The following is a 24,656-nucleotide window of genomic DNA, read 5'->3' as shown; positions in this document are numbered from 1 at the left end:
AGATCTGATTGAATAAAATATAGATTGATTTCATTAAAATCAGCGTCATCTGGAAAATCAGCGAGAGAAAAAAATTAGTCTTCATCTAAAAAACAAGACAGGCTTTGCTTTCACAAAACCTATCTTTAATGATAATGGTTATAAGTCTTATTTTGTGAAAATTTCCTTCAATTGAGAAACGATATTACTGTTTCCGGAAACGGTGATATCTCCAATTTTATCGGCGATTTTTTCCATATATTCCATCTCTTTCAGCTTCCAAAGGACTTCGTTTTCTTCCATTAATTTTGCTGTATTCAGCAAACTTCTTGTGGAAGCGGTTTCTTCACGTCTCATAATGCTGTTTGCCTGAGCTTTTTTCTCAGCAATCAAAACCTGATTCATGATTTCCTTCATTTCTCCCGTTAAGATCACATCTCTGATTCCCGCATCGGAAGCTTTCAAACCAAGATCTTCGGCTTTATTTCATTTTCAGAAAACATCTTTTCTTACAGGCTTTTTCAAAATGCTGATTCAACAACTGAAAAAATCCCGAATTTTTCCATGGTGAACATTTTTAATGAGAATGTTCAAACTCGCTAATAAAAATAGATTTTAAGCCTATTTTCCAACCTCCGTTTTAATGTAGTGCTCTGACCAGACTGAGCTACTTCACCCGAAGTGAAGACGGGATTCGAACCCGTGCTAAAAAATCCATTGTTCTACCCATTGAACTACATTCCACTTTGAGAATAGAAGGACTCGAACCTTCAACCTATAGAGCCGCAAGATTTTTTTGGAAAAATCTCTAAAACCTTCAGGTCAAGCTGAACAGAACAAAATCATGTTTCTCAACAAATTCTTCTGCAATAGTGCTATACAGAAACACCCAACAAGACCTGCCTGATATTTTTACAGAAATACTATTTAAAGTATTTCTTTGATTATTACATGATCCAAGCTAAAATGTAAATAGGTAGGAGTGCAGCAATCTGAACTTTCAGTTGCCACTTCATGTCCATTTTTGCAAAGCCTATTTACTCCATTCGAACCTGAACTTCCGCAACAGCCTGAAAATCTTCCAAAATCAGAATGATCAATTAATTTTTCGTCATCAAGATTGGTTAAAATAGAATTTTTGTAATCTAAATGTACTACAGCTTGTCTTTCTCCCAGAATATTATATCCCCACTTCCATTTCAATTGAGATTCGGAAACAACAGTTAAAATGCCAGTCAATTCTACTGTACAAGATTTACATAAAAGCTGAATATTTTTCATATTGGTTCATTTTGATGATGCAAAGTAAAAAGAGAATTACGCAACCTTTTTGCGTTGTATTATTTTTAATGAAAAAAAAATTTCAAGTGTAACAATTGTCAATCATTATAAATTAGATTCAAATATTTTCAAAAAATAATTACAATTAATTTATATATATTTGCAAAATAAAAATACTTGATAACTCAAATATATTTCAATGATTAATTCAGATTTATTATTTTTAATGAATATTAACAAACTTCAGTCAATCATTGCCAGAAAGTTTGATTCTTTGAGTGTTCATGGGTTGAGCTTCAATGATTTTGTAATTCTTTATGTGCTTTACAATTCATCCGAAAGCAAAATGCGAAGAATTGATCTGGCAGAAAAAATCGGACTGACCGCTTCCGGAATTACCCGACTTCTGAATCCTTTGGAAAAAATAGGTTTGGTTTCCAGAGAGGCAAATGAAAGGGATGCAAGAGTGAGCTATGTTGTCATTACAGAAACGGGAAAAAAAGTTTTTGAAGAAGCCAAAGTGACAGCAGAAAATGTGACTAAAGATATTTTCCCAATGAAAAAAAACAAATCTTTACAAACAATGAATGATCTTTTATTTGAACTGGGAGGAAATATTCAATAGATATTAAAATGAAAAATACTATAAAACAACAACTTAGAGAAAGAGCAAAAGATCACAAAATAACAATGGGGATTATTTCTGTAAAAAACACGGTTACGGGAAAACAGTTTATTCAGGGAAGTTTAAACCTTGAAGCATTGGTGAATAAAATAAAATTTCAGTTAAACAGCGGACAATTCACAAATTCCGAACTGCAAAAAGACTGGAAAGAATTTGGAAATGATGTTTTTACTTTTGAATTCATTCATATTATTGATAATCATGAAAATAGCTACATTAATTATCGTCAGGAAATTTCAAAGGCAGAACAAATTCTTATTTCTGAAATAAAAACAGCATTATATTAATTATGATGAAAAATATTCAGATTGGTAATGTGGATTTATGCTACGAGATTTTGGCAAAAACAATAATGAAACCATAGTTTTAATTTCCGGACTGGGAAGTCAGATGATTCGTTGGGATCAATCATTTTGTGGATTATTGGTTGAAAAAGGTTTCAGAGTAATCCGCTTTGACAACAGAGATTCAGGTAGTATTGTTGTAAACACCAATGCAATATTTTCGCAATATTTTTAGCGTCGTCCACACCTCTGTGATGGGTACCTTCAAGCTTGAGATTCAGTTCGCCCAAAGCTCTTGCCATTCCGACACTTTTGCGAACCGTCGGATGCAATTCTCCGAATAAGGTTTTCACATTGATATGGTCATCACTCAAAGGATAATCTGTCTGAAATCTTCTTGCCTGATTTTGGAGCATATTGAGGTCGTAGTTTCCGTAACTAGCCCAGGTCAGGTCCTCAGAATCGTATTCTGCTCTCAGAATATCTAATGCATCTTCCAGTAAAATACCTTCATCATCAAGCATTTTCTGGGTAATGGACGTCAGCTCCGTACAAAACGGACTCACTTTCGAGTATTGAGGCTTCACTAAAATTCCCTCATTTTTGGAAATCTTACCGGTTTTTGCATCCATAATACAAACTCCGATCTCTATGATTTCACTTTCCTGACCTCTCGGCGGTCGGTCATTCCAACACGTGGCTTCAAGGTCTATAATTAATATGTTGTCTGTTGTTTTCACTTTTTTTAATTATTGTTGTTAAAAATTTACCGCAAAATTTCTCTTAAAATCTTAGCGGCGTTGTAAGCATCGTCTGCTCCACTGTGATGATTGCCTTCAAAATTCATATTCAGAAACTTTAAGGCTCTTTTCAAGCCCATCATTTTATGAAGTCCGTTATAATTTTTGAATTGATACATCACGTTGATGTAATTTTCGGAAAAAGGGTTTTTCAATGCCTAGGTAATCGCATTGTTCGATAATCTGCTCTTTATCAAAGTTTCCAAAACCTGCCCAGGTAAGCTGAGTTGAGCCATATTCATCTCTGATTTTCCCACAGGCTTCTTCGAAATAGATTCCTTTTTCTTCAATTAATTGTGGTGTAATTCCGGTCAGATCCGTACAAAATTTACTGATCTTAGACCTTTCTGGAATTACATAAATACTTTGTTTCTTGGAAATTGCCTGTGTTGTTCTGTTTAATTCGCAAATTCCAATTTCTATAATATCGGTTTTTTGTCCGGCGGGAATTCTGTCGTTTTCCCAACATGTGGCTTCCAAATCGATGATTACAATTTCATTGGTTGTTTTCATTTTTATTATTTTATTCTACTTATTTTTCATTCATCTGCATTTGGTTTTTCGGGGGAGAAGCGGGAAGAAATACCCTAAAGAAGAATTGCTGTTGGTGCTAAAACTATGCAAAGGTAAAGCCATTTGTACGCATTCTATTTACGTAGTAAAAAATATTTTAGAAAAAGCTCCCCGAAGGGAGCCTATTTAATTTCTCGGAGCAAACGGTGGCGTCCATTTTTTCTTTTTCATAATTTCTTTCACTTCTTCGTAAGAAACCGGGTAAAAATTATGACAATCTACACCCACATCGAAGCTCAATGCCATTTCATCATCCGGCAATGTTCCGTGTGAATGTCCGTAGAGTTGCCAAACTCCGCGATGTGAACCGTTCCATGTTCTCATGGCATAATGAAAAAGAATGATTTTCTGTTTGCCATTACTGTTTTCAGGCTCGTCAATTCTCAGTTCGTGATAATCTCTGATCGAAGCAAATCTTTTAGGATAAGTCAGTGCTGCACCTTCGTGATTGCCTTTTATTAAATGAATATTTCCATTTAATCGATCCAAAATTTCTTTCGTGAAATCTGGTTTTCCTAAACTGATATCGCCCAAATGGTAAACAGTATCGTCCTTGCCGATCCTTTCATTCCATCTTTTGATGAGTTCTTCATTCATGTGTTCTAAAGACTCAAAAGGTCTTTCGGAAAATTTTATAATATTTTCGTGACCAAAATGGTGGTCTGCTGTGAAAAATATATTGGGTTTCATTTTTTTTAATTGTTTGTTTTTTAATTACAAAAATTCTAGGTTCTTAATGTCATTCTGACGAAGGAAGAATCTCAACTTAATTTTTACAGATTCTTCACTCCACTTCGTTACGTTCTGAATGACAACTCTATGCATATCAACCTATAAATTTTGTAATTTTAGTTTAATAAATATTAATTCTTAAGGTTTAATCAACATCCACAGATCTTTTAAATCCGGAATGTGAGTTGTGATCAATGATGAATTATGTCCGGAATTTTCTTCCTCTTTCTGAGAACCCCACTCACCACGTTGTCTGTAAGGAATAACTTCTGCCCAAACTGCTTTTGAAGGATCTATAGCCAATAAGGCCGCAACAGTATCATGAAGTGCTTTTTCTTTAAGCTCCACTGCTTTAAGAAACAATTTCAGTCCTTTATTTTCATTTTGAAACGGGATGAGCATTTCTGCATCTTTCTTAGTAAAAACAGCGGAGTGACATACATTTTTACTGATCAGTCGCCTTTCTGTCATTGGAATTGACAGTAACTTTTCTGCAGCCAACGGATTTCCATTCAGGTTGAAAGTCGCACAGGTAATTTTCCCGTCAAATTTTTCCAGCCGATGTTCTTTTGGAACAATATTATCCCCTGCAAAACCGCCTTGGCAAAACCAACGATCAAAGAAAACTCCGTTTCCCCAGAGAGCATACGGATTTGTAAGGGCTGCTCCAGTCAATAAAGTACAATCAGGAAATTGATGAAGTGTTTCAGCCATAATTTTTGCCGCCGTATCATCTGCTTCAGAATTTTCAAATTTCCCAACCCAATTTCGATAAAAATCCGAAACCCGGCTGGCTGAATTTTTCGGAATTCCACATCCAATGCGTACATCTTCCCTGTCCAAAATTTGCAAGACTCGTCTTACAAATCCGATTTGATCTTTTCCTCCCGGATGTATAGAAACGCTTGCCAGATGAAGCTTCGGATGCGTTGCCAAAATAGCCAACGTCATAGAATCATCCGGATCAGCCGTTTCCATATCAAAATGAAAAGGTAATTTATATTTCATGATTATTTTTAGTTTTTAGTTTAATAAATATTTTTAATTAATTAGATAGATAAATTTCTGGTTCAATTTAACCCGTAAAAAGTTTCGATAAAATGAATTACCGAAACTTAATCCTTATTTTAAACAACAAGTTCTTTTACTACTTTTCTGCGGACGCCAAAGTCAGATTTTCTAATTTTACACATCCGATGATCAGCGGTATGATGGAAAACAATACCTTCCATATTATTCTCAGGATTACTCAAAAAGTTCTTGATAAATTCAAAATCCAAACTTTCCAAACTAAGAATATTTTCTCCATGTTTTACCAATAAATGACCTTTAATATTTTCGGGATTTCCTTGTATCTTCTCTCCAATAAGTTCGTACGTTCCGTCTTCTACCTCACCTAATTCAGCCAAAGCGTTGAAACCTTCCCAAAAGTATTGATCTTCTTTTTTATCAATATCACACGCTACCCAATGCGGATGATGGCCGGTAATAAGATCTGCTTCCTGACACGGAATTGCGCCTTCAGGAGCTGTTTTTCCTTTCTTGGCATCGTATCTTTTATATAATTTACCGTTGATTACTGCACATGCAGAACCGTCATACTTTTGTGTAGCAATAGCTTTTCCATCAAAAACCCAATTATTTTCAGGATTAATTTCGTTAATAACTCTTCCTAAATTATGTATATCTTTTTTGAATAGTGTACTTATCTTTTTCATTTTAATAGTTTTTTAAAGTTTTTTAAAAGGCTTTCAATATTTTCCTTTCCAACAGGATTCATGGAGTGACAATAAAATTTTGGTAAGTCTGTGTTATTATCCATACAATATTCTACCAGCCATTTTGCACAATCGTAGCCTGTTTTTTCAATAAATTCCTGAGAATTCGGTTCCAGATAATGTTCGTCCGCAAGGTCGTGATCAAAAGAGATCATTTCCGGAAGTCCTTTTTCCAAAATTCTGTTGACAAACTGTTCGTAATTTCGAACGATATGCCAGTCTTTTCTGAGGAAAATATCCTGTTTGGTATAATGATACGCCTCAATCGGATATCTTATATCATCCAGAAACAATAATCTTTTTGTTATTTCCATTGGTTTTTACTTTTTTAAAACATGATACAATAATTTCGCTGTGTTAAAAGCGTCATCTGCACCATTGTGATTACTTCCTTCAAAATCTATATTTCTTGCTTCAAGTTCTTTTAAAAGTCCGATTGGTTTTTCTCCAGACATTAAACTTATCAATACTTTCAAGTCAAGATAGGTTTCACTAAATGGAAATTTAACATCAAATTCTTTACATTGACTTTCCATAATTGATTTATCGAATCCGCCATAACCTGCGTATGTTCTTCGTAATGAATTGTATCTGTTTTTTATATTTGAACAGGCCTCTTTATATGAAATTCCTTCTTTTTCCAATTTTTCGGGAGTAATTCCTGTCAATTGAGTACAATATTCGCTTACTTCCGAATGTGTTGGTTTTATCAGATAACTTCTCTTTTCTTCGATATTTCCGTCCGACATATTGAGTTTACAAATCCCGATCTCAATGATTTCTCTTTTCTGATTTTCGGGGATTTGTCCTTTTTCCCAGCACGTGGCTTCAATATCTATGACGATTACTTTGTCGTATAAAAACATTTTAATTTATTTTTGGATGGAAGTTGGAAGCCAGATATAGGAGGTTAAATTCAGACTGTTAAAAAACTCCTCTCATCCCGCTCCCAACTTTATATCACACCATCATATCAGCACAATTAGAACTTGCGAATGCGTAAGGTTTTGCTTTAAATACATATCCCATTCCCAGAATATATCCCATGGCGTCTCTCAACGCTACGTTAGATTTAAAATCCGGGTCTGTGTTAATGTCTGCGTGTACCTCCATTTCCACATCATAAGTTTCCAGAATAGAGCAAATGGCATAAGCGATTTCTACGGATTTGTTTACCTCGTTCAACATACGCTCTTTGATACTGATACTTTGTATTTCTCTTTCTTTTCTGATAAAGGTAAACGCTCCTTTTCCCTCACGAATAAAGACAACCGCCGTAGCATAATTGATAGCCTCCCCATAAACGTGGGAGTCTGAACCCACACATACTTTCAATCGGTGTCCTTTTGCCTGTTCGCGGATGATGGCTTCTTCTACCAGCTGTGTGATAGACTGTTGGAAAATTTTTCCCGTCATGTTCTGCCATGTTTGTTGTTGCGTTTCCATTTTTTTAAGTTTTTTGTAAACCTATTTTTTCATTTTTTAATAGTGTTTACAGGTTTAATATTTGTTTTCAAACTATCTTTTTTTATCAGTTTTTCAGTAAACTCCACAACATCGGCCACTTCTTTAGTGGATTTTATTGCTTTTACAGCACTGAAGCTATTTTCGCTTTCTTTTTCTAATGCATTCGCATTTTTCAGGTATTTTGTTTCCATCAGCATAGGTTCAGAAATATGAGCAACCCGCGTACTTGTTTTCACACAACTCCTGGCTATAGCAATGAAGGACATCATACCTACCAGAATCATTTTTATTGAATCTTTCATGGTTATTGTTTTTTTGGTTATTAGTATGATTTCATAAGTTGATTCATCAGGACTCGAACCTGAACAACAAGAGTCAAAGTCTTGTGTGCTGACCAATTACACTATGAATCAGTTTCATGAGTAATAGGTAATTAGTAATATTTTGGCGCGTAACTTATTACTCATATTTCGCGGAACAGACAGGAATCGAACCTGTACCTTTAGTTTTTCAGACTAACGTGCAGACCTGCTACACCACTCTTCCATTTTTATAGGTAATGAGCAATGGTTAATTAGTAATATTAAAATCATACTTTATCATTTACGTTCGCAATTACTCATTGCTGATTACCTATTACTCATATTTTGTACGGGAAGAGGGATTCGAACCCCCAAAACCTTGAGCCTAAATCAAGTGTGTCTGCCATTTCCACCATTCCCACAAGTTTTATAGGCAATGAGTAATTGGTAATCAGTAATAAAAAAACTATGCTAATAAATTCATAATTAATTATCCATCACAATAATTACTCATTGCACATTACGCATTACTTATATTTTAGGTCTGAGAAAGCTTTGTCGAATTATAAACTATGCCTGTAATTTTTTTGTAAAGATCTTCTGCGCTTGACAAAACCTTTCTCGTTCCCTATTTCATTTTTTGACCATCTGACCAGGAGTCGAACCTGAACAACAAGAGTACATTTCCTGCATGCTGCCATTACATTATCAGCGGTGTTGGTGGAAGCAGTAGGATTCGAACCTACTCAGCAATGAAGCAACAGATTTACAGTCTGCCCCGGCTCTCCAGCTCCGGCGTACTTCCCTTTTTTGGTTGCTAGTTTTTGGATAATGCTATATCTCTAATTTCTAGCTTTTAACATTTAACTTCTTTTTTTGTGAAGAAAAACAAAGCCTGTCTTTAATTTTTAGTTTGATATAAGAACTTCTACGCTCGACAAACTTTTTTTTCTTCGGAACTCATCTCATTTTAGTTATTTGAGATGGTTATGGGATTCAAACCCACTCAGCTTGCGCAACGGTTTTGCAGACCGCCCCGACTCTTCCACTTCGGCGAACCATCGTTTTTGCAACTAGTTGTTAGTTGATAGTTTTTAGATAATATCACATTTCTAAATTCTAATTTCTAATTAAAAAATAAAGCTTGTCTTAATTTTTGTTTGATATAAGAACTCCTGCGCTTTGACAAACTTTATTTTACCTAAAAATTTATATTATGTTTAAAACTTTCATCATTGAGTTTCAAGTGAGTTAAGAAAAAGTTTGTCTATATTATATCGTGTTTTTGGCGTAAAGATCTTCTGCTCTCGACAAACCTTTTCTTTTTCTCTTTGAAACAATTAACATTTAGTTTTTGCGATTCCGGAAAGACTCGAACTTTCAACTTCTGGTTTAACAGACCAGTGCTCTGCCATTGAGCTACGAAATCATTTTTTAATTTGTGAATAGTGAATTGTCAATTCGCTTTGCTGGTCAATTTTTAAACTCACTTACCAAGTAAAATTCACTATTCATTTTTTGCACTCCATAAGAAAATCGAACTCTTATCTACTGCTCGAAAGGCAGCCGTCCTAAACCATTAGACGAATGGAGCAAACTGTCTGGAAAATAGGATTCGAACCTATGACCTCCCGCGTCCAAGGCGGGTAAACAACCACCATTATCTTTCCAGTTTTACAGATTCACTTCAATTTCTTTTCCGAGAGACAGTCGGATCTGAAATTTCCATGAATCTTAGCGGTCTATGCGAGAATCGAACTCGCGGCACCCGAGAGACAGTCGGGAAGGTTACCATTACCTCAATAGACCTTTTGCGGAGAGCAAAGGAATCGAACCTTCACTACTGTCGTAGAACTCATTAGCAGTAAGCCGCAACAAACCAATATTTGCCTACTCTCCTTGTTATTCCGACAGGACTCGAACCTGTAACCCTGGATTTAGAAAATCCATGCTCTATCCAATTAAGCTACGAAACCTTGGTAATCCCAGAAAGATTCGAACTTTCAACCCCCGGTTTAAAAGACCGGTGCTCTAACCATTTGAGCTATGAGATTGTTTTTTGTAATCTCAGAAGGATTCGAACCCTCAACCTTCGGTGTCGTAAACCGACCCTCTATCCAATTGAGCCATGAGATTTTATTTTGTAATCCCAGAAGGACTCGAACCTTCAACCTTCAACGTATCAGGTCGATGCTCCAACCAATTGAGCTATGAGATTGTATTTTTGTTGTGAATGGTCAATTGTCAATTCGCTTTGCTTGTCAATTTACTTGTGAAACAAAATTCACTATTGACCATTCACATTTTGGGTATCTCCGGGGATCGAACCCTGTTCTTCGGTTCCACAGACCGACGCTTTACCAAATAAGCTAGAGAAACCATAAAAAAAGCGCCTCTTTTTGGGAGGCGCTTTATATTTTTAGACGTGTCGCTATATTAGCTGACCTATGTATATAAGCACCTTTTTCCCACAAATTCACTATCAAGAAGAATAATACAAACGTATCCCTGCCCCATCGGTTCTCCACCGCGTTGTCTTGAAGGTAAATTAGATATGTTATGTAATTGTTTCATTTTATTTATTGTTTTAAAAAAGTTTTTTTGAAAGGTCTGAAAACTTGTTGCTTTCAATTTTCGGTTGCAAAGTAAATATGATTTTTTTTAACTCGCAAATTTATTTTTCATTTAAATATTTGAAAATCAGCTAATTAAATTTAAATTTTAAAATAGAGAATTTCTGTCCGCAATACTTTGCAGATGTCTTAAATACCTAAATGACTGTCTCTCATCGGGTTATTGATCACGCTTTATTTTCTTATTAATTGTTCATTTTTGTTTAAATAATTTTCACTTTTATGGTTATTTTTTTTCATTCTAAATAATTTCTGCTCTAAAAACACAAAGAACGCCTCGATTATCGAGGCGTTTTTACTATATTTTGATAAAATTCTTACGGGTTTATTGTAAATAATTTCCAAAGCAAGCACATTTCGCCTCATCTGATATCATCCATTCATATCCAAACGATCCCTTTATTACAGGGCGATCGCATAGATTTAAACTGATATGTGCTCTTTGTATTGTCATAATTTTACTGGGGCAAAGATAAATCTTTTTTTATTGAATAAAAACAGCTCTACTGATTGATTATTCGATCAATGCAATAAGTGCTATTAATTTGGTATCATTTAAAAAGATGCTTCGACTTCGCTCAGCATGACATTTTTTCTCATTAAATGAATTCATTTTGTAGTGGTGTCATGCTGAACGAAGCTGAAGCATCCATCTATGGATTAAGTCTTATCGTATCTTTACCAACTCAATTTCTAAACATCTTATTTCTTCCTGTCTTATACCTCGAAATATCCTTCAAAATCACCTCATCTTTTGGATTGAAATATTTCAGATCATTCACAATTTCGGAACGGCTGTTGATGTTTTCAGCAATAATATTATATGCAATATCCCTTGTAGGCTTCTGCAATCGCTGATCTTTTTTGAATTCGATTTTCATGGCTTCCAGATAAATCAGTTTTTTATCTGACGGGGTTTCTTTATACAAATACTGAATTTCTTTTTCCAGTGTATTGATTTCAGAAATATTTGAAAAATAGGTATTAAGGCTATTAAGAGCCTCTTTATTTTCCCTCCAGCCTTGAAGCAAAACCTTTTGGGCCTTCTCCGGAGATTCCATTTTGTTTCGGTATATCAAAGATGCTTTTACCATCTGATGACTCTGCATATAATCATCAACAACCATCTGATAAAATACAAATGCATTTTCAAGATCATTGATCTCTTTATATAAATCCCCGACTTTCTCTTTTTGCTGAAGTTCTTTATATAGTGTAATGGCTTTATCGTATTGTTTTGCCTTCACATAGCAATTGGCAGCATCTCCTTTACTTTGTACTTTTTTAAGAAAAACAACAGCTGCCTCATTATAAAACTCACCCTGTTCCAGGGTTGAAGCGGCACGATAATTATCTTTTAAAAGATTCATATAGACGATAGCTGCTTTTTTATATTCATTATCCTCGATATGTTTTCTGGCAATATCTTCATACATGCTTCTCAGCTTGTCAAACAATGAAGTGTCTATATATGAACCACTAGTTCCTCCATAGGATTTTCTTACCGGTGGCTGCGGATCTTTTTCCTGATTTTGCAGAATGACAATAAGCACAATGGCAATAGCGGCAAAAAATATAAACTTAAATACACTTCCCAAAATATGCCCCATATTCATTCGAGATGATTGGGCAATAATAGCAATCACCTTAAAAATCACAAGAATAAAGAATGCCGTCAAAAACTTTTCTATAAACTTTTGCTTTTTCATTTTTTCCCTGATTTTAAAATGTTTTCATCCTCACTAAATAGGCGATAAAGGAGAATAACCACTCCAATGATCAGCAGCCAAACCAGCCAATTGTATCCGAAAGAGTTGATAAGCGGATAGAAAATATATAGTAATGCAGCTCCCAGAATAACGATGAGAATTATTTTAATTCCGTCCGAAACATAATCTCCTCCCATATATAAAGGTTTCTTCTTAATAAAATAAGAATAAGCAAACACAGCTCCTATAATGAAAAGTAAAAACCATATGATCTCAGAAAGTGTAATTTCTCTTTTTTCAGGAATCTGATTTTTTACTTCAACTGTTCTTTTCCCTGCATTTTCATTCAGTACAATTTGAGGGTCCGTTTCCTGTGAAGTTCCGTAAATTCTGGCCAGAGAATCGCTGAGCAACCTTTTTCTAATTTCCAGCACATCATCTGCATAAAGCTCCTTGGATCCTTTCGACATCTTACTTGAAGAATCTTTCATAATAGAATCCAGAACTTTCTTATGATAATTCTTTGTTTTAAGCTCTACAACCTGATCTATCTTTTTTTGGTATATTTTTTTTAATGAGTCTCTTAATTTCTTTTCTTTAGCTCTGTATTTTTCAATTTTCCACAGCATTTCTGCTTTCCCTTCTTTGTTGTTGATATTACGTTTATAGTCAATGATTAACCAACTTCTCTCATTTCCAAATATTGAATCTACTTTTCTGTCAATCTCTGTAAATCCGGATTCGAAAACCAATCCTTCTTCATTTTCTGTATAAGGGTTTGCTTCAACGGTATTTTCACTGTATGAATCCGAAGATATTTCCTGCCCCTGCCTCGCCTGATTTCGTCCAAAATCTATTGCGAAAATAATCATTACGATAAGTGCTAAAATGATGATCAACATCTTTTGAGGACCCGTTATTTTACCTGTCGTCCCATTTTCTTTCGAAGAAGCCTCACTACCTCCCCCAAAACTGTCAAATCCCCCCCAATTAAAATTTCCGAAACCACCTCGTAAAGCAGAATGAATATCCAACGGAATACCCAAATAAACAGCACGTTCAGGATATTTTTTCAAATATTCGATGTATTTCAAAATCTCATTTTCATCTCCCGCTTTTAATTTTTCCAAATCAAATGGCAGATTTTTCATCCATTCTTCATCTGTTGTGGGATTCAGAAGCTCATTCAACAGCTCATCATCATTCATATCCACTTTATAACTTCGGATCTTTTGCGGAACGAATACTCCGTTTGATGGCCTTTTTACCCTGACTTCTGTTGTAACAGATTCCTGTAATAATGAAGACCAGTCTATTGTTTCATTTAATTTGACCAATCCAAAATCAGGATGCATGATGATATATTTAGCCTCTATATTTTTCCAGTCATCAGAAGTTATTTTAGGATAAAAATCCGTATTCTCGGGAATAAATAATGTATTATCAAAACATTGAAAGTATGCATTTTTCCCAATATCTCCAGGAGCATTTCCTCCAAAAATAATGAAGCACCCATACAGAATGTTAGGCTCAAAGGACGGAATGGCGAATGACTGTAACGCATTAAGATCTATTCCCAACGATTCTATTTCGAAGAACCAATCCAAAGGTGAGGCACTTTTTATAAGAATTCCCCGTTTTGGATAGTTGTTTTTCGGAAACGGTCTAATCTTTAACTCCATATTCCAGTACTTGATCTATAAAAGGTTGTAAATAATCTTCACACATTTCTTTAATTGTTCTTACTTTCAATAACGTGTGATCCGGTAAAAAATATTCTGCTCCTCCAAATTCCGTTTCTGTAGCCAGTGCCATGACAGTATTGATAGTAGTTGGCATATAAAATTCTGGTATATTAGCATTAATACTTCTGAAAGTGAGCATTCCACGGGAATCTGCAATGATTTCGCTTCCATCCGAAAATGTAAATTTATTTTTATCCTGATGGGCTACTAAAAAGAATGGAGATTGATTTTTAAATAAATAAACAGAAGCGCCCCAGATGCTCAGTTCATTTTTAGAAACGACCAGGTTACGATTTTCATTAATGCCGATATGAATAAAACTACTGATAAATTTATAACTGTTATACTGAAGTTTCTCAACCTCAATTTTTACTTTTTCTATATTTTTAGCAATCTCAGGATCATTTTTCACAACTTCCAAAGAAACCTCACCTTCCAGATTGATCTCAAAAATGGTGGGTAAATCGTTTTGATGCAAATAAAAATGTCTGTTAAAATATACCAGTTCCATATTCACCGGAACCTCAAAACCGGATATATTCAGTTCGGAATATTCTTTTGTTTCGATATTAAGTTTTGAAACCAGGTTTTTATCCGGCTGATACTGACACAAAATAAATTGTTGCTGTTTATTTTTAGCCAAGGCAAACATTCCTTTGTCCTTTACAGAAATTCCTTCAAACAAAACTTCACAGCCCCGTAAAATACGGTACACACTATAGTAATCTTTGTTATAATAATTATCTGACAGATAAGTTCTCAACAATTGCTTTTTACTGCTTAAAATAAAAAATTCCCCTTCATACATAAACTTCGCAATCTTCTGCTGAGAAATGGGAAAAAGTAAAGGATAATTGAGAGGCACATCTGTTTTTCCACCTTTAGTATTCTGGCTGATTGTTCTTTTAGCTTTTCTGTACGGAGGATTCGCCCAAAGTTCTTTCAGAGGAAGCAGAATTTTTTGGATATGTTTTCTTGCTCCTAAATGGTGTTTATAAAAATTCAGTTCTCCATCGGAAGAAGTCGTTACCAAAAATTTCAACCGGTTTCTGTTTTCATGAATGACTTTCTGAAGATTTTCATTAGCTAAATTTTCATGATTCGTGATAAAGAACACTTCCAGATCTTTTTCTGAGCGTTCTTTCTTGAAAAATAAATCCAGCGTTTCCGAAACGTCTAATGTCCCGCTTACAAGATTCAGGTTTTCAATTACCTCTTCCACGCGGTCCAGAGTCATCGCAATACTGGACTGTCCCAAAGCATAAACCTTACAGTCGGAATGTGCTTTCGGATGTTTGATTACGGCCAGTGCTGAAGCAAAAGACAAAACTTTCGGAGTTCCCCAGTTTTTAAGGGAAGTATCTATAAGGATAATTCTTTCGAAAACATTTTCTTCCGGTGGTATTTCTCTCTGGATATACAAGGCTTCATTGTTGGCTATACGGTTCATAAACACCTCATCTTCATTGGCATATTCCGATAAAAGCATTCTGTGAAGGTCTCCTTTGTTGGTTATATCTGAAACTCCTCCGATCGGCTGTTCCCCAGGAGAAAGATGCCGCATCGGAATTTTCAGCCCGCTCCAGATTCTTTTAATCAAACTTCCGACCTGAAAAGTTTTGGGCTCTTCAATAAGTTCCTGAATAAAATCTTTTTCAGATTCTGTGGTTGTTTCGTTCCCCGCCACTTCTTCTGTAATTTCCGGTTCTTCTACCAGACCACGCATGGCTTTAATGATAGATTCTGTTGTCGGAAATTTATGATGAATATGGGACAGCGTTTCAATGTCTTTATAGAAAACATCGGAGGTCAATACAAGTTTGTGGGCCGCATCTGCAATTTTTTGCGGACCTCTGTAATAGGCAGTCAAAATATATTCCGATTCTTCTGTAGAAACCAAGTAAATGGCATCTTTAAAAATAGTCTGAAAAAGATTGATCCTGTTTTGTCTTTTTTTCATGGAACTCCCTATTTTACTAAGATTTTCCAATAACTGACAGGCATTGGTAATGTCCAGATTGAAACTGCTCGTCTCTTCAGTTCTGAGCTTTCTTAAATAATAAAAAACACCATTCAGATTAAGATATCCATCCTGTGTTGCATACATCGTAAGAAGAAAAGTTCCGAAAGGCGGAAAACCTTGCGGCTGTAATTCTTTTAACACGTCTATGATATACGGTCTGTAAGCAATCGCACCTACATTGGGAACAGAAACAAGATTATTATCAAGATATCCGGAAAGGTCACGAACATCCTTATCTGTAACCCATTCCCAGAAATAATTTTCGTGCGATTGAAAATAACTTACTAAATCCATTCTCTTGCTTTTTGAGTCAGACGGAATGAGCTTACCGAAAGCTTCCGGAAATCTTCTTTATTCAGAGCCAGATAACTTCCGTTTTCATTCCACAACAACCATTTGTCGGAATCTTTGTTATATTTTTTACGTAACAGAGAACTCAGGTTTTTAAATTCAAAATCAAATCCGGTTGGTAACAGATGATCATCTTTCATCCAAAAGGTTCTTCCGGGAAAACCCAGCAAAGGAGTCCCCAGCAACAAGGCCTGATCATCAATAACGATCCACTCCAGTCTTTCCAGCTTAAATTTCGGGATCTCTATAATCTTATCTTTAATATCATCAATAGAACATAGGAGTGCTGCAGCAGGAAATTCATGTTCTCCTTTTTTAAGATGCACTTCAATCTTCTCATCAATTCCAAAAAAATTATGATTGGATGGAGGAAAAGTTAGTTTTAATGTTTTATCGATCGACGACCAAAGCAGAGCTGTTCTTACTTTTTTACTTGGAACCAATGCATTTCTCCTGAATAAAAGTCCATTCTTCAGTTCATAGAGAATAAAATCAGGAAGCTGCCTAATTTCCGATGAAGCTACCTGTTCAACCGTAAAGCCTTTCAGCCAAATGGTCTCACCATCTCCTGCAATCTGAATATTTTTCCAATCACGGATTGAACCTAAGGAATATTCGTCTCTACGGGGAATTTCTGCCCAAAATTCTTTTAAACGCTCTGAAGAATCTTCTGCCATAAACTTTCAATTTCTTTTTGGATGAACTGTTTCTGCTCTGCATGGGTAACCCAGTCGCAACGGGTCTGAAGGTATCTCAATTTGTCTTTGATCACATTTTGTTCTTCAAAGCTCAACCCTCCGGTTTCCCACTGATCTATCAGTATTTTCACATCCTTCATTACTTCTTCAGAATTTGGAGTTTTATTCTGTAAGGCTTGTGGATGGGAATGAGGATTTTCATCCTTTTCAATGGTCCGATTGATGATCCCTTCTAGAATTTCGATCTGCTCTTCGGTATCCCAAATATGTTTCAATACCCATAAATCCGATAGTATTGCTTCATTTCTTCCGCAAATCAAAGCACTTGCGGCGATAAGGTTTTGCATTTTGACCGCTCTACGATCTGAAATGGTGATTCCTGTATTTCGCAGGCTTATAATTGTATTAAGATATACCTCATAAATCGGCTTCAAATCTACATTCTTACATAAAGTCTGAAGTTCTTTGATTTCATGAGCCAAAATTTCAGGAATATCTGAATCCTGTGTAGTTTCAAGTTTTCTTCCGGCTAAAAGAACCTGCTGAAGAAGATCAGGACTGACATAGTCTACATTGATTCTTACCAGAAAACGGTCGAAAAGAGCATTCAGGGCTTCGTCTTCGGGAAGTACATTGCTTGCTCCTACAACCATGAGTGCAGGAAGATGTTTGGTTTCTTTACCTCTTTTAAAAATCTTTTCGTTTAAAGCCATTAAAAGGGAATTCAAAATAGCAGAATTGGCATTGAAAATCTCATCAAGAAAAATCAATGAAGCTTCCGGCATCATTCCGTCTGTATTGGTAAAAAGTTCACCCTCTTTGAGCTTTCTGATATCAAAAGGTCCGAAGATTTCATTCGGTTCAGTAAATCTGGTTAAAAGATATTCGAAGTTTTTGCCGTCTTTTACCGTTTTTGCCAAGGTTCTTACCAAAGCCGATTTTGCTGTTCCGGGAGGACCGTATAAAAATGCATTTTCTCTTGCCAGCAGACAGATTCCCAATAAATCTACCACATCGTTTTTACCGACAAATGTATTTTTTACGTAATTAAGAACATTATTTAATTTTTCAATATTTTGAGTCATTATGATCTGTGTTATTTATTTTTAATTCTTTCCAGAAAATATTTTTATACCATCCGAATTCTGCTGTCAATAATTGATGGATATAAGGAATTTCCGCCAGTCTGTATATTTTATTGCGTACAATTCTTTCAAGATAAAGTTTTCTGTAGGTTGGATCTTTCAGCTCTTCTTCCCAGTTCAGATGTTCCAATTCTATATCTGCTTCAATTCCGGAATAATGAAATTGTTTTAATATGGTTTCAAGTAATGCGATCAAAGGATCGTCCGGATCTACATTTTTCAGAGCGATTACAATCTGCGGCAAAAACCTTAGTGATAAATCTGCGGATAATTTTGATGAAAGATCAAATTTACCTTTAAATTCAGGGATAAGTTTAGCCAGATTTTTTTCTGTATTTTCCCGAACGAGATAAAGCTGAACACTATGATAAAGGATTTTTGCTGCCCAAACTGCTGCATCTTTATCAAACGGAATCTGATCTGAAAAGAATTCCAGTCTTTCTTTTTCGAATTCGGTTTCAAAATATTCCGCGGCTTCCTTTTCTTCTTTTAATGAAATCGGTTTTACATCTGCAAAAATAGTAATGCATTCTTCTTTCCGAAGCAGAAATAAAGTGTCTAAAAATGGGGATTTGGTTTCCATGATCAACAAAAATATAATTATTTCTCTGAGAATAAAACTTTTAACTTAATGATTGGAAATTAAATACTATTTTTTTATAAAATAAGGATTAGAAAGTTACAAAAAGGATGATATCAATAAAAAATCGGCTCAGATCTTCGATCTGAGCCGAGCCAAAGTAACGTAAGTTCACTTTGAAAATAAAAACTATTCTATAATCTCGATAATGTTATTTTCAGGATCGAGAATTACACTTTCGTAGTATCCATCACCCGAAGTTCTTGGCTCTCCGACTACTTTGTAGCTTTCATTTCTAAGTATTTCAGTTAATTCATCGACCTTATCTTTACTTCCTGTAGAAAATGCAAGATGAGTGATTCCGAATTTCTGAGCCTCAAAAGAATTATTTCCTTCCTGAATATCCGGTCTTGTCATGATTTCCAGCCGGCTTCCGTTTTCAAAACTTAAGAAATAAGATTCGAAGTTCTTTACAGGATTATGGTATTTTTCATTGGAAACGGCTCCGAAATATTTTTCATAAAAATTTCTCATTATCTCCAAATCTTTTACCCAAAATGCAACATGCTCTATTTTCATTTACTCTTTATTTTATATTAATTTTTGTTTAATCATTATTTCACCGTCTTATCAGAGCTTCATAAATTATAGACAAAACTATTGAATTAAATTCATGCTGTTCTTCTCAAACAAAGAAAAGGCTTCATTGATAAATTTTATCTAAAAAGTCTTATCCATTAAAAAAAATTCATGAAACAATAAATTGACAATTCTCTATTCACATATTTGTTATATTTGCAGCTTCAAAATAAAATTATGAGTATTCACATTAGCGCAGAAAAAGGAGAAATTGCTAAAGTTGTGTTACAGCCGGGAGACCCGCTTCGTGCACAGTATATTGCTGAAAATTATTTGGAGAATGCAAAATTAGTAAGCAAAACAAGAGGCATTTTCTATTATACAGGTCTTTACAAAGGAAAGGAAATCACTGTAGGTGCTAGTGGAATGGGATTTCCAAGTATCGGAATTTATTCTTTCGAACTGTTTACAGAATATGAAGTAGATACGATTATCAGAATCGGAACCTGCGGTGCCTACACCACAGATCTGAAAACATTTGATATTTTAAATGTTGAAAAAGCAGCAAGCGAGAGTACATATGCCAAATTTGCATGGGAAATTGAAGATGAAATTCTTTCTCACCAGGGGAATATTTTTGATACCATCAATGCGACTGCTGGAGAATTATCTTTAACTACAAAAGCAATTAATGTTCACAGTAGTGATATTTTCTACAGAAAAGACTCTGCTGTTCCTGCCATTGCTACAAAATACAACTGTCCTGCTGTGGAAATGGAAGCATTCGGATTATTCGCTAATGCTCAATATTTAGGAAAAAATGCAGCTACAATTCTTACGGTAACGGATATTATCCCGACACATGAGAAAATTTCTGCCGATGAAAGGGAAAAAGCTTTGAAACCTATGATGGAGCTTGCTTTGGAATCTGCTATTAAAAGTTTATAAAAAGGAGAGATTACTGATTAATCTTTGCCTGAAAATAAAAAAGAGTTTTACTTCATCCGTAAAACTCTTTTTTATATCCTGAAAAAATTTCTGGCGACCTCTCTTGTTTCATTAGCAACTTCCGAAATGCTGAGTTTCTTTAGGTTTGCAATGGTTTGAGCAATGTAAGGTAAAAATGCCGGCTCATTTCTGCGGTTCTGCATTCTCGGCATATTTTTCGGAAGCATAAAGGGCGCATCGGTTTCAATCATCATTCGATCGAGAGGAGCGTATTTAACAACTTCTTCCAACTGTTTAAATCTGTTCTGGTCGCTGATTGCTCCGGTAAATCCTAAATAAAATCCTTTATCCAAATATATTTTTGCTTCATTTAAAGTTCCGGTAAAACAATGAACGACAGCATTGGGAAGCTTGGATATATATTCGTCCGTAATCTCATTAAACCTTTTGAAAGCTGATCTTTCATGCAGGAAAAGAGGCTTATTCACTTCTATGGCCAGCTCCAGTTGGGCACGGTAGCATTTCTCCTGAATTGGTCTTGGAGAAAAATCCCTGTCAAAATCCAGCCCGCATTCCCCGACGGAAACAACGTGATCTTGTTTTAATAATTTCCTGAGTTCATTGATACTTTCATGGGTAAAAGATTTTGCATCATGAGGATGAATTCCTGCTGTTGAAAATAAAATCTCAGGATATTCTTCTGCAATCGCCGCAGATTCTTTACTGCCACGAACACTTGTTCCGGTGAGAATCATTTGCTCTACGCCATTGTCGAGCGCACGATTGATGATTTCTTCCTGTTCGTTGTGAAATTGTTTATTGGTTAAGTTAATACCAATATCGATAAATGTATTCATTTTTTTCCTGTTTTATTTTTCATTAAAAAATATCTTGTAATATGTGCTCTGTTTATGGAGCTTTTAAAAGATTTCTCAGAATAGAAACCTCTGTAATCGGAAGTGGTTCTTCCGTTAATTTCTCTTGTTATTTTAGCCCAGATTAATTTTCTTTTTTTCTTTCTTTGTTTAAAAAATGTAGCGGTTTCATTAAGCTGATCTTCTATAACAGACTTTTGAGTTCTCCTCCACTTTTTATTGCCATATTTTTTCAAATATGGTGTAATCTTACCCCACTCATAACTTCTAAAAGGGCCTTTGTTATAGAGATTTTTCATGGTTACTATAGTTTTACTTTAACTAAAAAGAGAAACAGCCAAGATTTGGACTTTTACTTTCCCGAGACTTGAGATATTCCGGACAAAATTACAGGAGCAGTACGCAATGTTTTTACGTACACAAAAAGATTTCACTTTATTATTCATTAATAAAAACTTCAAGAAAACCAATTAAATACTTTCCACCATGGCTCCACCGGATTCCGTGGCCATATTTTTCCCGTACTTCGAAAACCAGTTCATGCTTATAATGAAAGAATACATTCCACCAGGTTTTGTTTTCTAAGATGAAATTAATTTTCTCCATTACCTTCTCCTGTTTCTGCTGATTGTTACCTTTTACTTCGCCCCAAAACTGATCTTCCATTCTTCCCACATGCTTTTCCCAGGCTCTTTGTGCTATGGTTATTTCCTCATTAAACGGTTGAAGACAGGCTTCTATCAAAACTTTTTTTAAAGGGGGAATGGCACTTTCATCACGGATACTTGCCGAAGTGAGTCTTTGCCCCAAAATGTTCAGCCAATGTTCAAACGGAATTGCTTCTAATTTTTGAGCTTTAATTTCGTCTGATTCTCCACTTTTAAAAATATTCAGAAACAAATTAAAGCTTTCCTCTCTGTTCACTTTTATTTCTTCATTAAAATAAGGAAATTCCCAATCTGAAATTTTATGTTGAAAATTCTGAATATTTTCATGCAAAGCCTTCAAATGTTCAGCTTCAAAAATGGCGTGATATTTTTTCTTCCATGCATCAGAAAAGAAAGGGATATATTTTTCAAAAAGATTCATTCTAAAACATTTTCACAAGATTAACGGACAGTTTTTCTTGATCAATCAGATATTGAATAAGGTTGAACCAATTCTTGCAGTGGTCTAAAATCCATGCATCGGAAGACACGACGATTTCAGCATTCTCTGCCAAAAACTTATCCGGATTGAATTCCAGATCTATTTCCCAGTTCATATTATTTTCCAGAGCGAAATCCAGAATCATCTGCCTGATTCTTCCACTGTTGGAAACCGGCTTATCAAATATCCAGATCACCTTTTGAATTCCTGAATTCCTATAAAATTCAGCAACTAATTCTATTGCAGAAAAGGTCTGATTTACCCTTTTATATGTTCCGTGAACCTCAGAAAGATCACGAAAACAACCGTCCGAGCCTTCAAAAATACAAGCTTCTGAAAGCAAACTTTCAAGTAAGATCAAAACATTAAAACCATCCAGATAAACGACTCTATTTTGAAGATCTGAAATATTCAGCTGTTTTGATTTTCTGTTTTGAATTTGAGCAGCAGAAGCAGAGGCCCCGCGAACCGACTGAATCTGCCGTGTTTTCAGTCTGTATCGGTTTCCTACCAATTCAACAGAGGCTTTTTCTGCATAACCACGGCTCAATAAATAATGCATGTCTTCAACAGCAGATTTTAATTTTTCTATCTGTTTTTGTGAACCGAATAATACATCATCTCCCGTGTTCTTTCCTCGATTTCTGTTGTTCATGCGCTATGTTAAGTTATTTTTCAGCATATGTATAATAATTTGCTTCAGCATCGAAAATAACAAGTGTATTGCCTTTTACTCCGTAAGTGCCATCTTTGCTTATGTAATCAAAATTTTCGGGTAATGTTTCTCCATTCATTTTTAACAGGTTGTATTGGTCATCTTTTTTAATTACTCCCATTACCTTGGGTTGATAAGCAGAAGTGACGCATTCGAATGGTGTTGAAAGAATTAAGTTTAGCCTATCATTTTCATAGGTATAATAATTCCATGTATTATTTTCAAACAGCATAATATAATTTCCTACGAATCTGGCTTTTTCATATTGTATTTTAAGAATCTTGTATCCGTTAGCCAGATAAAGACCATATTTATTTTTCTTTTTTACAATGAGTAAGTTTTGATTTTCATTTTCTTTATATAGGTATTCCTGTTTGGAAACAATAGAATCCATTTCCGTTTTAAAAATTGGCTGCCTTTTCCGGTCAATCACATTATATTTCCCACTTTCTGTGTGTGATATGAAGTAATCAGGAGTTGCAGGCATCGCACAATATATCGAATTCTCATAGAAAGTCCCGTCTCTTAAATCATACTTCACAGTATTATCAAATATGGCGAATTTTTCGTAAGAAGTCAGCTTTATTGGATATGGAGAAATTGAATAGAAAATAAATCTTCCGCTCCGGTCAATCAATCCCCACCGGTTTTTATATTTTACAACAGCTGTTTTTCCCACAAACGGATAAGCCATTTCAAATCCGTAAGGAAATATTTTTTGTTTGTTTTTACTGTTATAAAAATAAAAATCATTAGAATCATCACCTGAATCATTATAGGCATTGCTTACAAAAACAGTATCATTACCTCCCATTTTAGTAAAATTATCCAACACATAAAAATCGATTTTATCTTTAAATGCAGAAAGCTGTTGTTGCGAAAAAAGACTTCCTGAAAAGAATATTAAAATAAAAAAAGCATGCAATACTTTTCCTGGCAGTTTCATGGTCATAAAAACATTTTTATAGATAACAAAACTATTTAAATATTCCATATAAAATTGAATGAGGGATATTAAAAATTTAATGTTCATTTTTTATTTTTAATGTCTTTTCATTTTTTATTAATTTTTCAAATTATTTCTCAAAATTTTAAAAGAAAATTCTTAAACTTGAAGATTATTTAAAACAGACCATTAGCATATGAAAAAAACACTACTTTTTTGCCTTATTGTGTTTTCAATTTTCAGTTCCAATCTCCTATTCTCGCAAAAAAAAGAATTTAAACCCGGTAAATATTGTACGAAAACCGAAAAATACTGTTTACATATTCTGGAGGGGAATAAGTTTAAAGAGACCTTTTCATTTGATATTTCAACATTCACTACAGGAAGCTATCAAATAAGCAATGATGTTTTAACCCTCTTATATGAAGGTACTGAAAAGGAAAACACTCCCGACCGGTTATTTAAAATTGCAACCATTAAAGACGACAAGCTGGTTTTAACAACCGAATATCCTGAAAGAAAGATTGCTCTTTACAAAAAATAAGTAGGGAAATAGGCCTAAAAAAGAGGAAATTCTAAATTCTGTTATTGCCGTCATCTCAGATTGTTCAATTTTTATATAGTCTTTATAAAAAAGAATAAAAAAACAAGCTTTTAGGTCATCAGTATTGTTAATTTG

General features: G+C 34.7%; 27 protein-coding genes, 16 tRNA genes and 1 pseudogene. 4 read left to right on the top strand and 40 right to left on the bottom strand.

Annotation, left to right across the window (positions count from 1 at the left end):
• Positions 1 to 147: 147 nt before the first annotated feature.
• The 3 genes and pseudogenes from P0Y62_17170 to P0Y62_17160 form a co-directional block, all read right to left on the bottom strand.
• A pseudogene (locus P0Y62_17170) lies at positions 148 to 450 on the bottom strand (slipin family protein).
• Positions 451 to 658: 208 nt separating this feature from the next.
• Positions 659 to 725 (bottom strand) — tRNA-OTHER (locus P0Y62_17165).
• Between the two features lie 181 nt (positions 726 to 906).
• Positions 907 to 1,260 carry a hypothetical protein gene (locus P0Y62_17160; GenBank protein ID WEK69538.1) on the bottom strand — a complete coding sequence of 118 codons (354 nt, stop codon included), beginning with the start codon at positions 1,258 to 1,260 and terminating at the stop codon, positions 907 to 909.
• A gap of 199 nt (positions 1,261 to 1,459) precedes the next feature.
• Here P0Y62_17160 and P0Y62_17155 point away from each other — a divergent pair, with 199 nt between their 5' ends.
• A complete protein-coding gene (locus P0Y62_17155) occupies positions 1,460 to 1,885 on the top strand; it encodes a MarR family transcriptional regulator (GenBank protein WEK69537.1) in 426 nt (141 codons plus the stop codon).
• 8 nt (positions 1,886 to 1,893) lie between these two features.
• Positions 1,894 to 2,232 (top strand): GIY-YIG nuclease family protein, encoded by a 339-nt coding sequence (locus tag P0Y62_17150; GenBank protein ID WEK69536.1) that lies wholly within the window; start codon positions 1,894 to 1,896, stop codon positions 2,230 to 2,232.
• Between the two features lie 152 nt (positions 2,233 to 2,384).
• Here P0Y62_17150 and P0Y62_17145 read toward each other — a convergent pair whose 3' ends face one another.
• The 32 genes from P0Y62_17145 to P0Y62_16990 form a co-directional block, all read right to left on the bottom strand.
• Complete coding sequence (locus P0Y62_17145) at positions 2,385 to 2,969, bottom strand: exonuclease domain-containing protein (GenBank protein ID WEK69535.1); 585 nt, start codon at positions 2,967 to 2,969, stop codon at positions 2,385 to 2,387.
• A 26-nt stretch (positions 2,970 to 2,995) separates the two neighbouring features.
• The gene (locus tag P0Y62_17140) at positions 2,996 to 3,148 is read right to left on the bottom strand and encodes a hypothetical protein (GenBank protein ID WEK69534.1); all 153 of its coding nucleotides are present in this window, start codon (positions 3,146 to 3,148) and stop codon (positions 2,996 to 2,998) included.
• The gene (locus P0Y62_17135) at positions 3,126 to 3,542 is read right to left on the bottom strand and encodes an exonuclease domain-containing protein (GenBank protein ID WEK69533.1); all 417 of its coding nucleotides are present in this window, start codon (positions 3,540 to 3,542) and stop codon (positions 3,126 to 3,128) included. Before P0Y62_17135 ends, P0Y62_17140 begins: the two co-directional genes overlap by 23 nt.
• Positions 3,543 to 3,728: 186 nt before the next feature.
• Complete coding sequence (locus P0Y62_17130) at positions 3,729 to 4,292, bottom strand: metallophosphoesterase family protein (protein ID WEK69532.1); 564 nt, start codon at positions 4,290 to 4,292, stop codon at positions 3,729 to 3,731.
• A gap of 180 nt (positions 4,293 to 4,472) precedes the next feature.
• Positions 4,473 to 5,342: a nucleoside hydrolase gene (locus P0Y62_17125; protein WEK69531.1), complete on the bottom strand. Its 870-nt coding sequence runs from the start codon at positions 5,340 to 5,342 to the stop codon at positions 4,473 to 4,475.
• A 119-nt stretch (positions 5,343 to 5,461) separates the two neighbouring features.
• Positions 5,462 to 6,052: a DUF5565 family protein gene (locus tag P0Y62_17120; GenBank protein ID WEK69530.1), complete on the bottom strand. Its 591-nt coding sequence runs from the start codon at positions 6,050 to 6,052 to the stop codon at positions 5,462 to 5,464.
• Entirely contained in the window at positions 6,049 to 6,426 is a 378-nt protein-coding gene (locus P0Y62_17115; GenBank protein WEK69529.1) for a hypothetical protein, read from the bottom strand. Before P0Y62_17115 ends, P0Y62_17120 begins: the two co-directional genes overlap by 4 nt.
• A 6-nt stretch (positions 6,427 to 6,432) precedes the next feature.
• Entirely contained in the window at positions 6,433 to 6,978 is a 546-nt protein-coding gene (locus P0Y62_17110) for an exonuclease domain-containing protein (GenBank protein WEK69528.1), read from the bottom strand.
• Between the two features lie 94 nt (positions 6,979 to 7,072).
• Positions 7,073 to 7,558, bottom strand: coding sequence for a ribonuclease H-like YkuK family protein (locus tag P0Y62_17105; protein WEK69527.1), 486 nt, complete (start codon positions 7,556 to 7,558; stop codon positions 7,073 to 7,075).
• 29 nt (positions 7,559 to 7,587) lie between these two features.
• Positions 7,588 to 7,881, bottom strand: a complete 294-nt coding sequence (locus P0Y62_17100) for a hypothetical protein (GenBank protein ID WEK69526.1) — start codon at positions 7,879 to 7,881, stop codon at positions 7,588 to 7,590.
• Positions 7,882 to 7,919: 38 nt separating this feature from the next.
• A tRNA-Gln gene (locus tag P0Y62_17095) sits at positions 7,920 to 7,992 on the bottom strand.
• Between the two features lie 60 nt (positions 7,993 to 8,052).
• Positions 8,053 to 8,125 (bottom strand) — tRNA-Phe (locus P0Y62_17090).
• A gap of 104 nt (positions 8,126 to 8,229) precedes the next feature.
• Positions 8,230 to 8,303: transfer RNA gene (locus tag P0Y62_17085), tRNA-Leu, on the bottom strand.
• 296 nt (positions 8,304 to 8,599) lie between these two features.
• A tRNA-Tyr gene (locus P0Y62_17080) sits at positions 8,600 to 8,686 on the bottom strand.
• Between the two features lie 176 nt (positions 8,687 to 8,862).
• Positions 8,863 to 8,944 (bottom strand) — tRNA-Cys (locus P0Y62_17075).
• A 294-nt stretch (positions 8,945 to 9,238) separates the two neighbouring features.
• Positions 9,239 to 9,310 (bottom strand) — tRNA-Asn (locus tag P0Y62_17070).
• 92 nt (positions 9,311 to 9,402) lie between these two features.
• Positions 9,403 to 9,475, bottom strand: a tRNA-Glu gene (locus P0Y62_17065).
• A 6-nt stretch (positions 9,476 to 9,481) separates the two neighbouring features.
• Positions 9,482 to 9,553: transfer RNA gene (locus tag P0Y62_17060), tRNA-Pro, on the bottom strand.
• A 66-nt stretch (positions 9,554 to 9,619) separates the two neighbouring features.
• A tRNA-Asp gene (locus tag P0Y62_17055) sits at positions 9,620 to 9,690 on the bottom strand.
• 5 nt (positions 9,691 to 9,695) lie between these two features.
• Positions 9,696 to 9,780 (bottom strand) — tRNA-Ser (locus tag P0Y62_17050).
• Positions 9,781 to 9,783: 3 nt separating this feature from the next.
• A tRNA-Arg gene (locus P0Y62_17045) sits at positions 9,784 to 9,856 on the bottom strand.
• A 2-nt stretch (positions 9,857 to 9,858) separates the two neighbouring features.
• Positions 9,859 to 9,935 (bottom strand) — tRNA-Lys (locus P0Y62_17040).
• An 8-nt stretch (positions 9,936 to 9,943) separates the two neighbouring features.
• A tRNA-Arg gene (locus P0Y62_17035) sits at positions 9,944 to 10,017 on the bottom strand.
• A gap of 8 nt (positions 10,018 to 10,025) precedes the next feature.
• Positions 10,026 to 10,099, bottom strand: a tRNA-Ile gene (locus P0Y62_17030).
• 89 nt (positions 10,100 to 10,188) lie between these two features.
• A tRNA-His gene (locus tag P0Y62_17025) sits at positions 10,189 to 10,261 on the bottom strand.
• A gap of 939 nt (positions 10,262 to 11,200) precedes the next feature.
• Entirely contained in the window at positions 11,201 to 12,223 is a 1,023-nt protein-coding gene (locus P0Y62_17020; protein ID WEK69525.1) for a hypothetical protein, read from the bottom strand.
• Positions 12,220 to 13,905: an APC family permease gene (locus tag P0Y62_17015; protein ID WEK69524.1), complete on the bottom strand. Its 1,686-nt coding sequence runs from the start codon at positions 13,903 to 13,905 to the stop codon at positions 12,220 to 12,222. Before P0Y62_17015 ends, P0Y62_17020 begins: the two co-directional genes overlap by 4 nt.
• Entirely contained in the window at positions 13,889 to 16,285 is a 2,397-nt protein-coding gene (locus tag P0Y62_17010) for a hypothetical protein (GenBank protein WEK69523.1), read from the bottom strand. Before P0Y62_17010 ends, P0Y62_17015 begins: the two co-directional genes overlap by 17 nt.
• Positions 16,276 to 17,019, bottom strand: a complete 744-nt coding sequence (locus P0Y62_17005) for a hypothetical protein (GenBank protein WEK69522.1) — start codon at positions 17,017 to 17,019, stop codon at positions 16,276 to 16,278. The genes P0Y62_17010 and P0Y62_17005 overlap by 10 nt, the downstream gene beginning before the upstream one ends.
• Entirely contained in the window at positions 16,992 to 18,125 is a 1,134-nt protein-coding gene (locus P0Y62_17000; protein WEK69521.1) for an AAA family ATPase, read from the bottom strand. The genes P0Y62_17005 and P0Y62_17000 overlap by 28 nt, the downstream gene beginning before the upstream one ends.
• A complete protein-coding gene (locus tag P0Y62_16995; GenBank protein ID WEK69520.1) occupies positions 18,109 to 18,768 on the bottom strand; it encodes a hypothetical protein in 660 nt (219 codons plus the stop codon). Before P0Y62_16995 ends, P0Y62_17000 begins: the two co-directional genes overlap by 17 nt.
• A 186-nt stretch (positions 18,769 to 18,954) precedes the next feature.
• Complete coding sequence (locus tag P0Y62_16990) at positions 18,955 to 19,344, bottom strand: VOC family protein (protein WEK69519.1); 390 nt, start codon at positions 19,342 to 19,344, stop codon at positions 18,955 to 18,957.
• A gap of 237 nt (positions 19,345 to 19,581) precedes the next feature.
• On the opposite strand from P0Y62_16990, the gene deoD reads away from it, so the two are divergent.
• Complete coding sequence (deoD, locus tag P0Y62_16985; GenBank protein ID WEK69518.1) at positions 19,582 to 20,292, top strand: purine-nucleoside phosphorylase; 711 nt, start codon at positions 19,582 to 19,584, stop codon at positions 20,290 to 20,292.
• 71 nt (positions 20,293 to 20,363) lie between these two features.
• Here the strand turns inward: deoD and P0Y62_16980 are convergent, their stop codons facing one another.
• The 5 genes from P0Y62_16980 to P0Y62_16960 all read right to left on the bottom strand — a co-directional run bounded on the left by P0Y62_16980 (position 20,364) and on the right by P0Y62_16960 (position 23,983).
• Positions 20,364 to 21,149 (bottom strand): TatD family hydrolase, encoded by a 786-nt coding sequence (locus tag P0Y62_16980; GenBank protein WEK69517.1) that lies wholly within the window; start codon positions 21,147 to 21,149, stop codon positions 20,364 to 20,366.
• Entirely contained in the window at positions 21,146 to 21,466 is a 321-nt protein-coding gene (locus P0Y62_16975) for a hypothetical protein (protein WEK69516.1), read from the bottom strand. Before P0Y62_16975 ends, P0Y62_16980 begins: the two co-directional genes overlap by 4 nt.
• 139 nt (positions 21,467 to 21,605) lie before the next feature.
• The gene (locus tag P0Y62_16970) at positions 21,606 to 22,256 is read right to left on the bottom strand and encodes a hypothetical protein (protein ID WEK69515.1); all 651 of its coding nucleotides are present in this window, start codon (positions 22,254 to 22,256) and stop codon (positions 21,606 to 21,608) included.
• Position 22,257: 1 nt separating this feature from the next.
• Positions 22,258 to 22,971, bottom strand: a complete 714-nt coding sequence (locus P0Y62_16965) for a DUF434 domain-containing protein (protein ID WEK69514.1) — start codon at positions 22,969 to 22,971, stop codon at positions 22,258 to 22,260.
• 13 nt (positions 22,972 to 22,984) lie between these two features.
• Complete coding sequence (locus P0Y62_16960; GenBank protein ID WEK69513.1) at positions 22,985 to 23,983, bottom strand: hypothetical protein; 999 nt, start codon at positions 23,981 to 23,983, stop codon at positions 22,985 to 22,987.
• Positions 23,984 to 24,173: 190 nt separating this feature from the next.
• On the opposite strand from P0Y62_16960, the gene P0Y62_16955 reads away from it, so the two are divergent.
• Positions 24,174 to 24,521: a hypothetical protein gene (locus tag P0Y62_16955; GenBank protein ID WEK69512.1), complete on the top strand. Its 348-nt coding sequence runs from the start codon at positions 24,174 to 24,176 to the stop codon at positions 24,519 to 24,521.
• Positions 24,522 to 24,656: the final 135 nt, after the last annotated feature.

This window comes from Candidatus Chryseobacterium colombiense, from assembly GCA_029203185.1.
Classification (GTDB): domain Bacteria; phylum Bacteroidota; class Bacteroidia; order Flavobacteriales; family Weeksellaceae; genus Chryseobacterium; species Chryseobacterium colombiense.
Note: the sequence above shows the minus strand (reverse complement) of the source record. Positions and strands in the feature narration are given on the sequence as shown.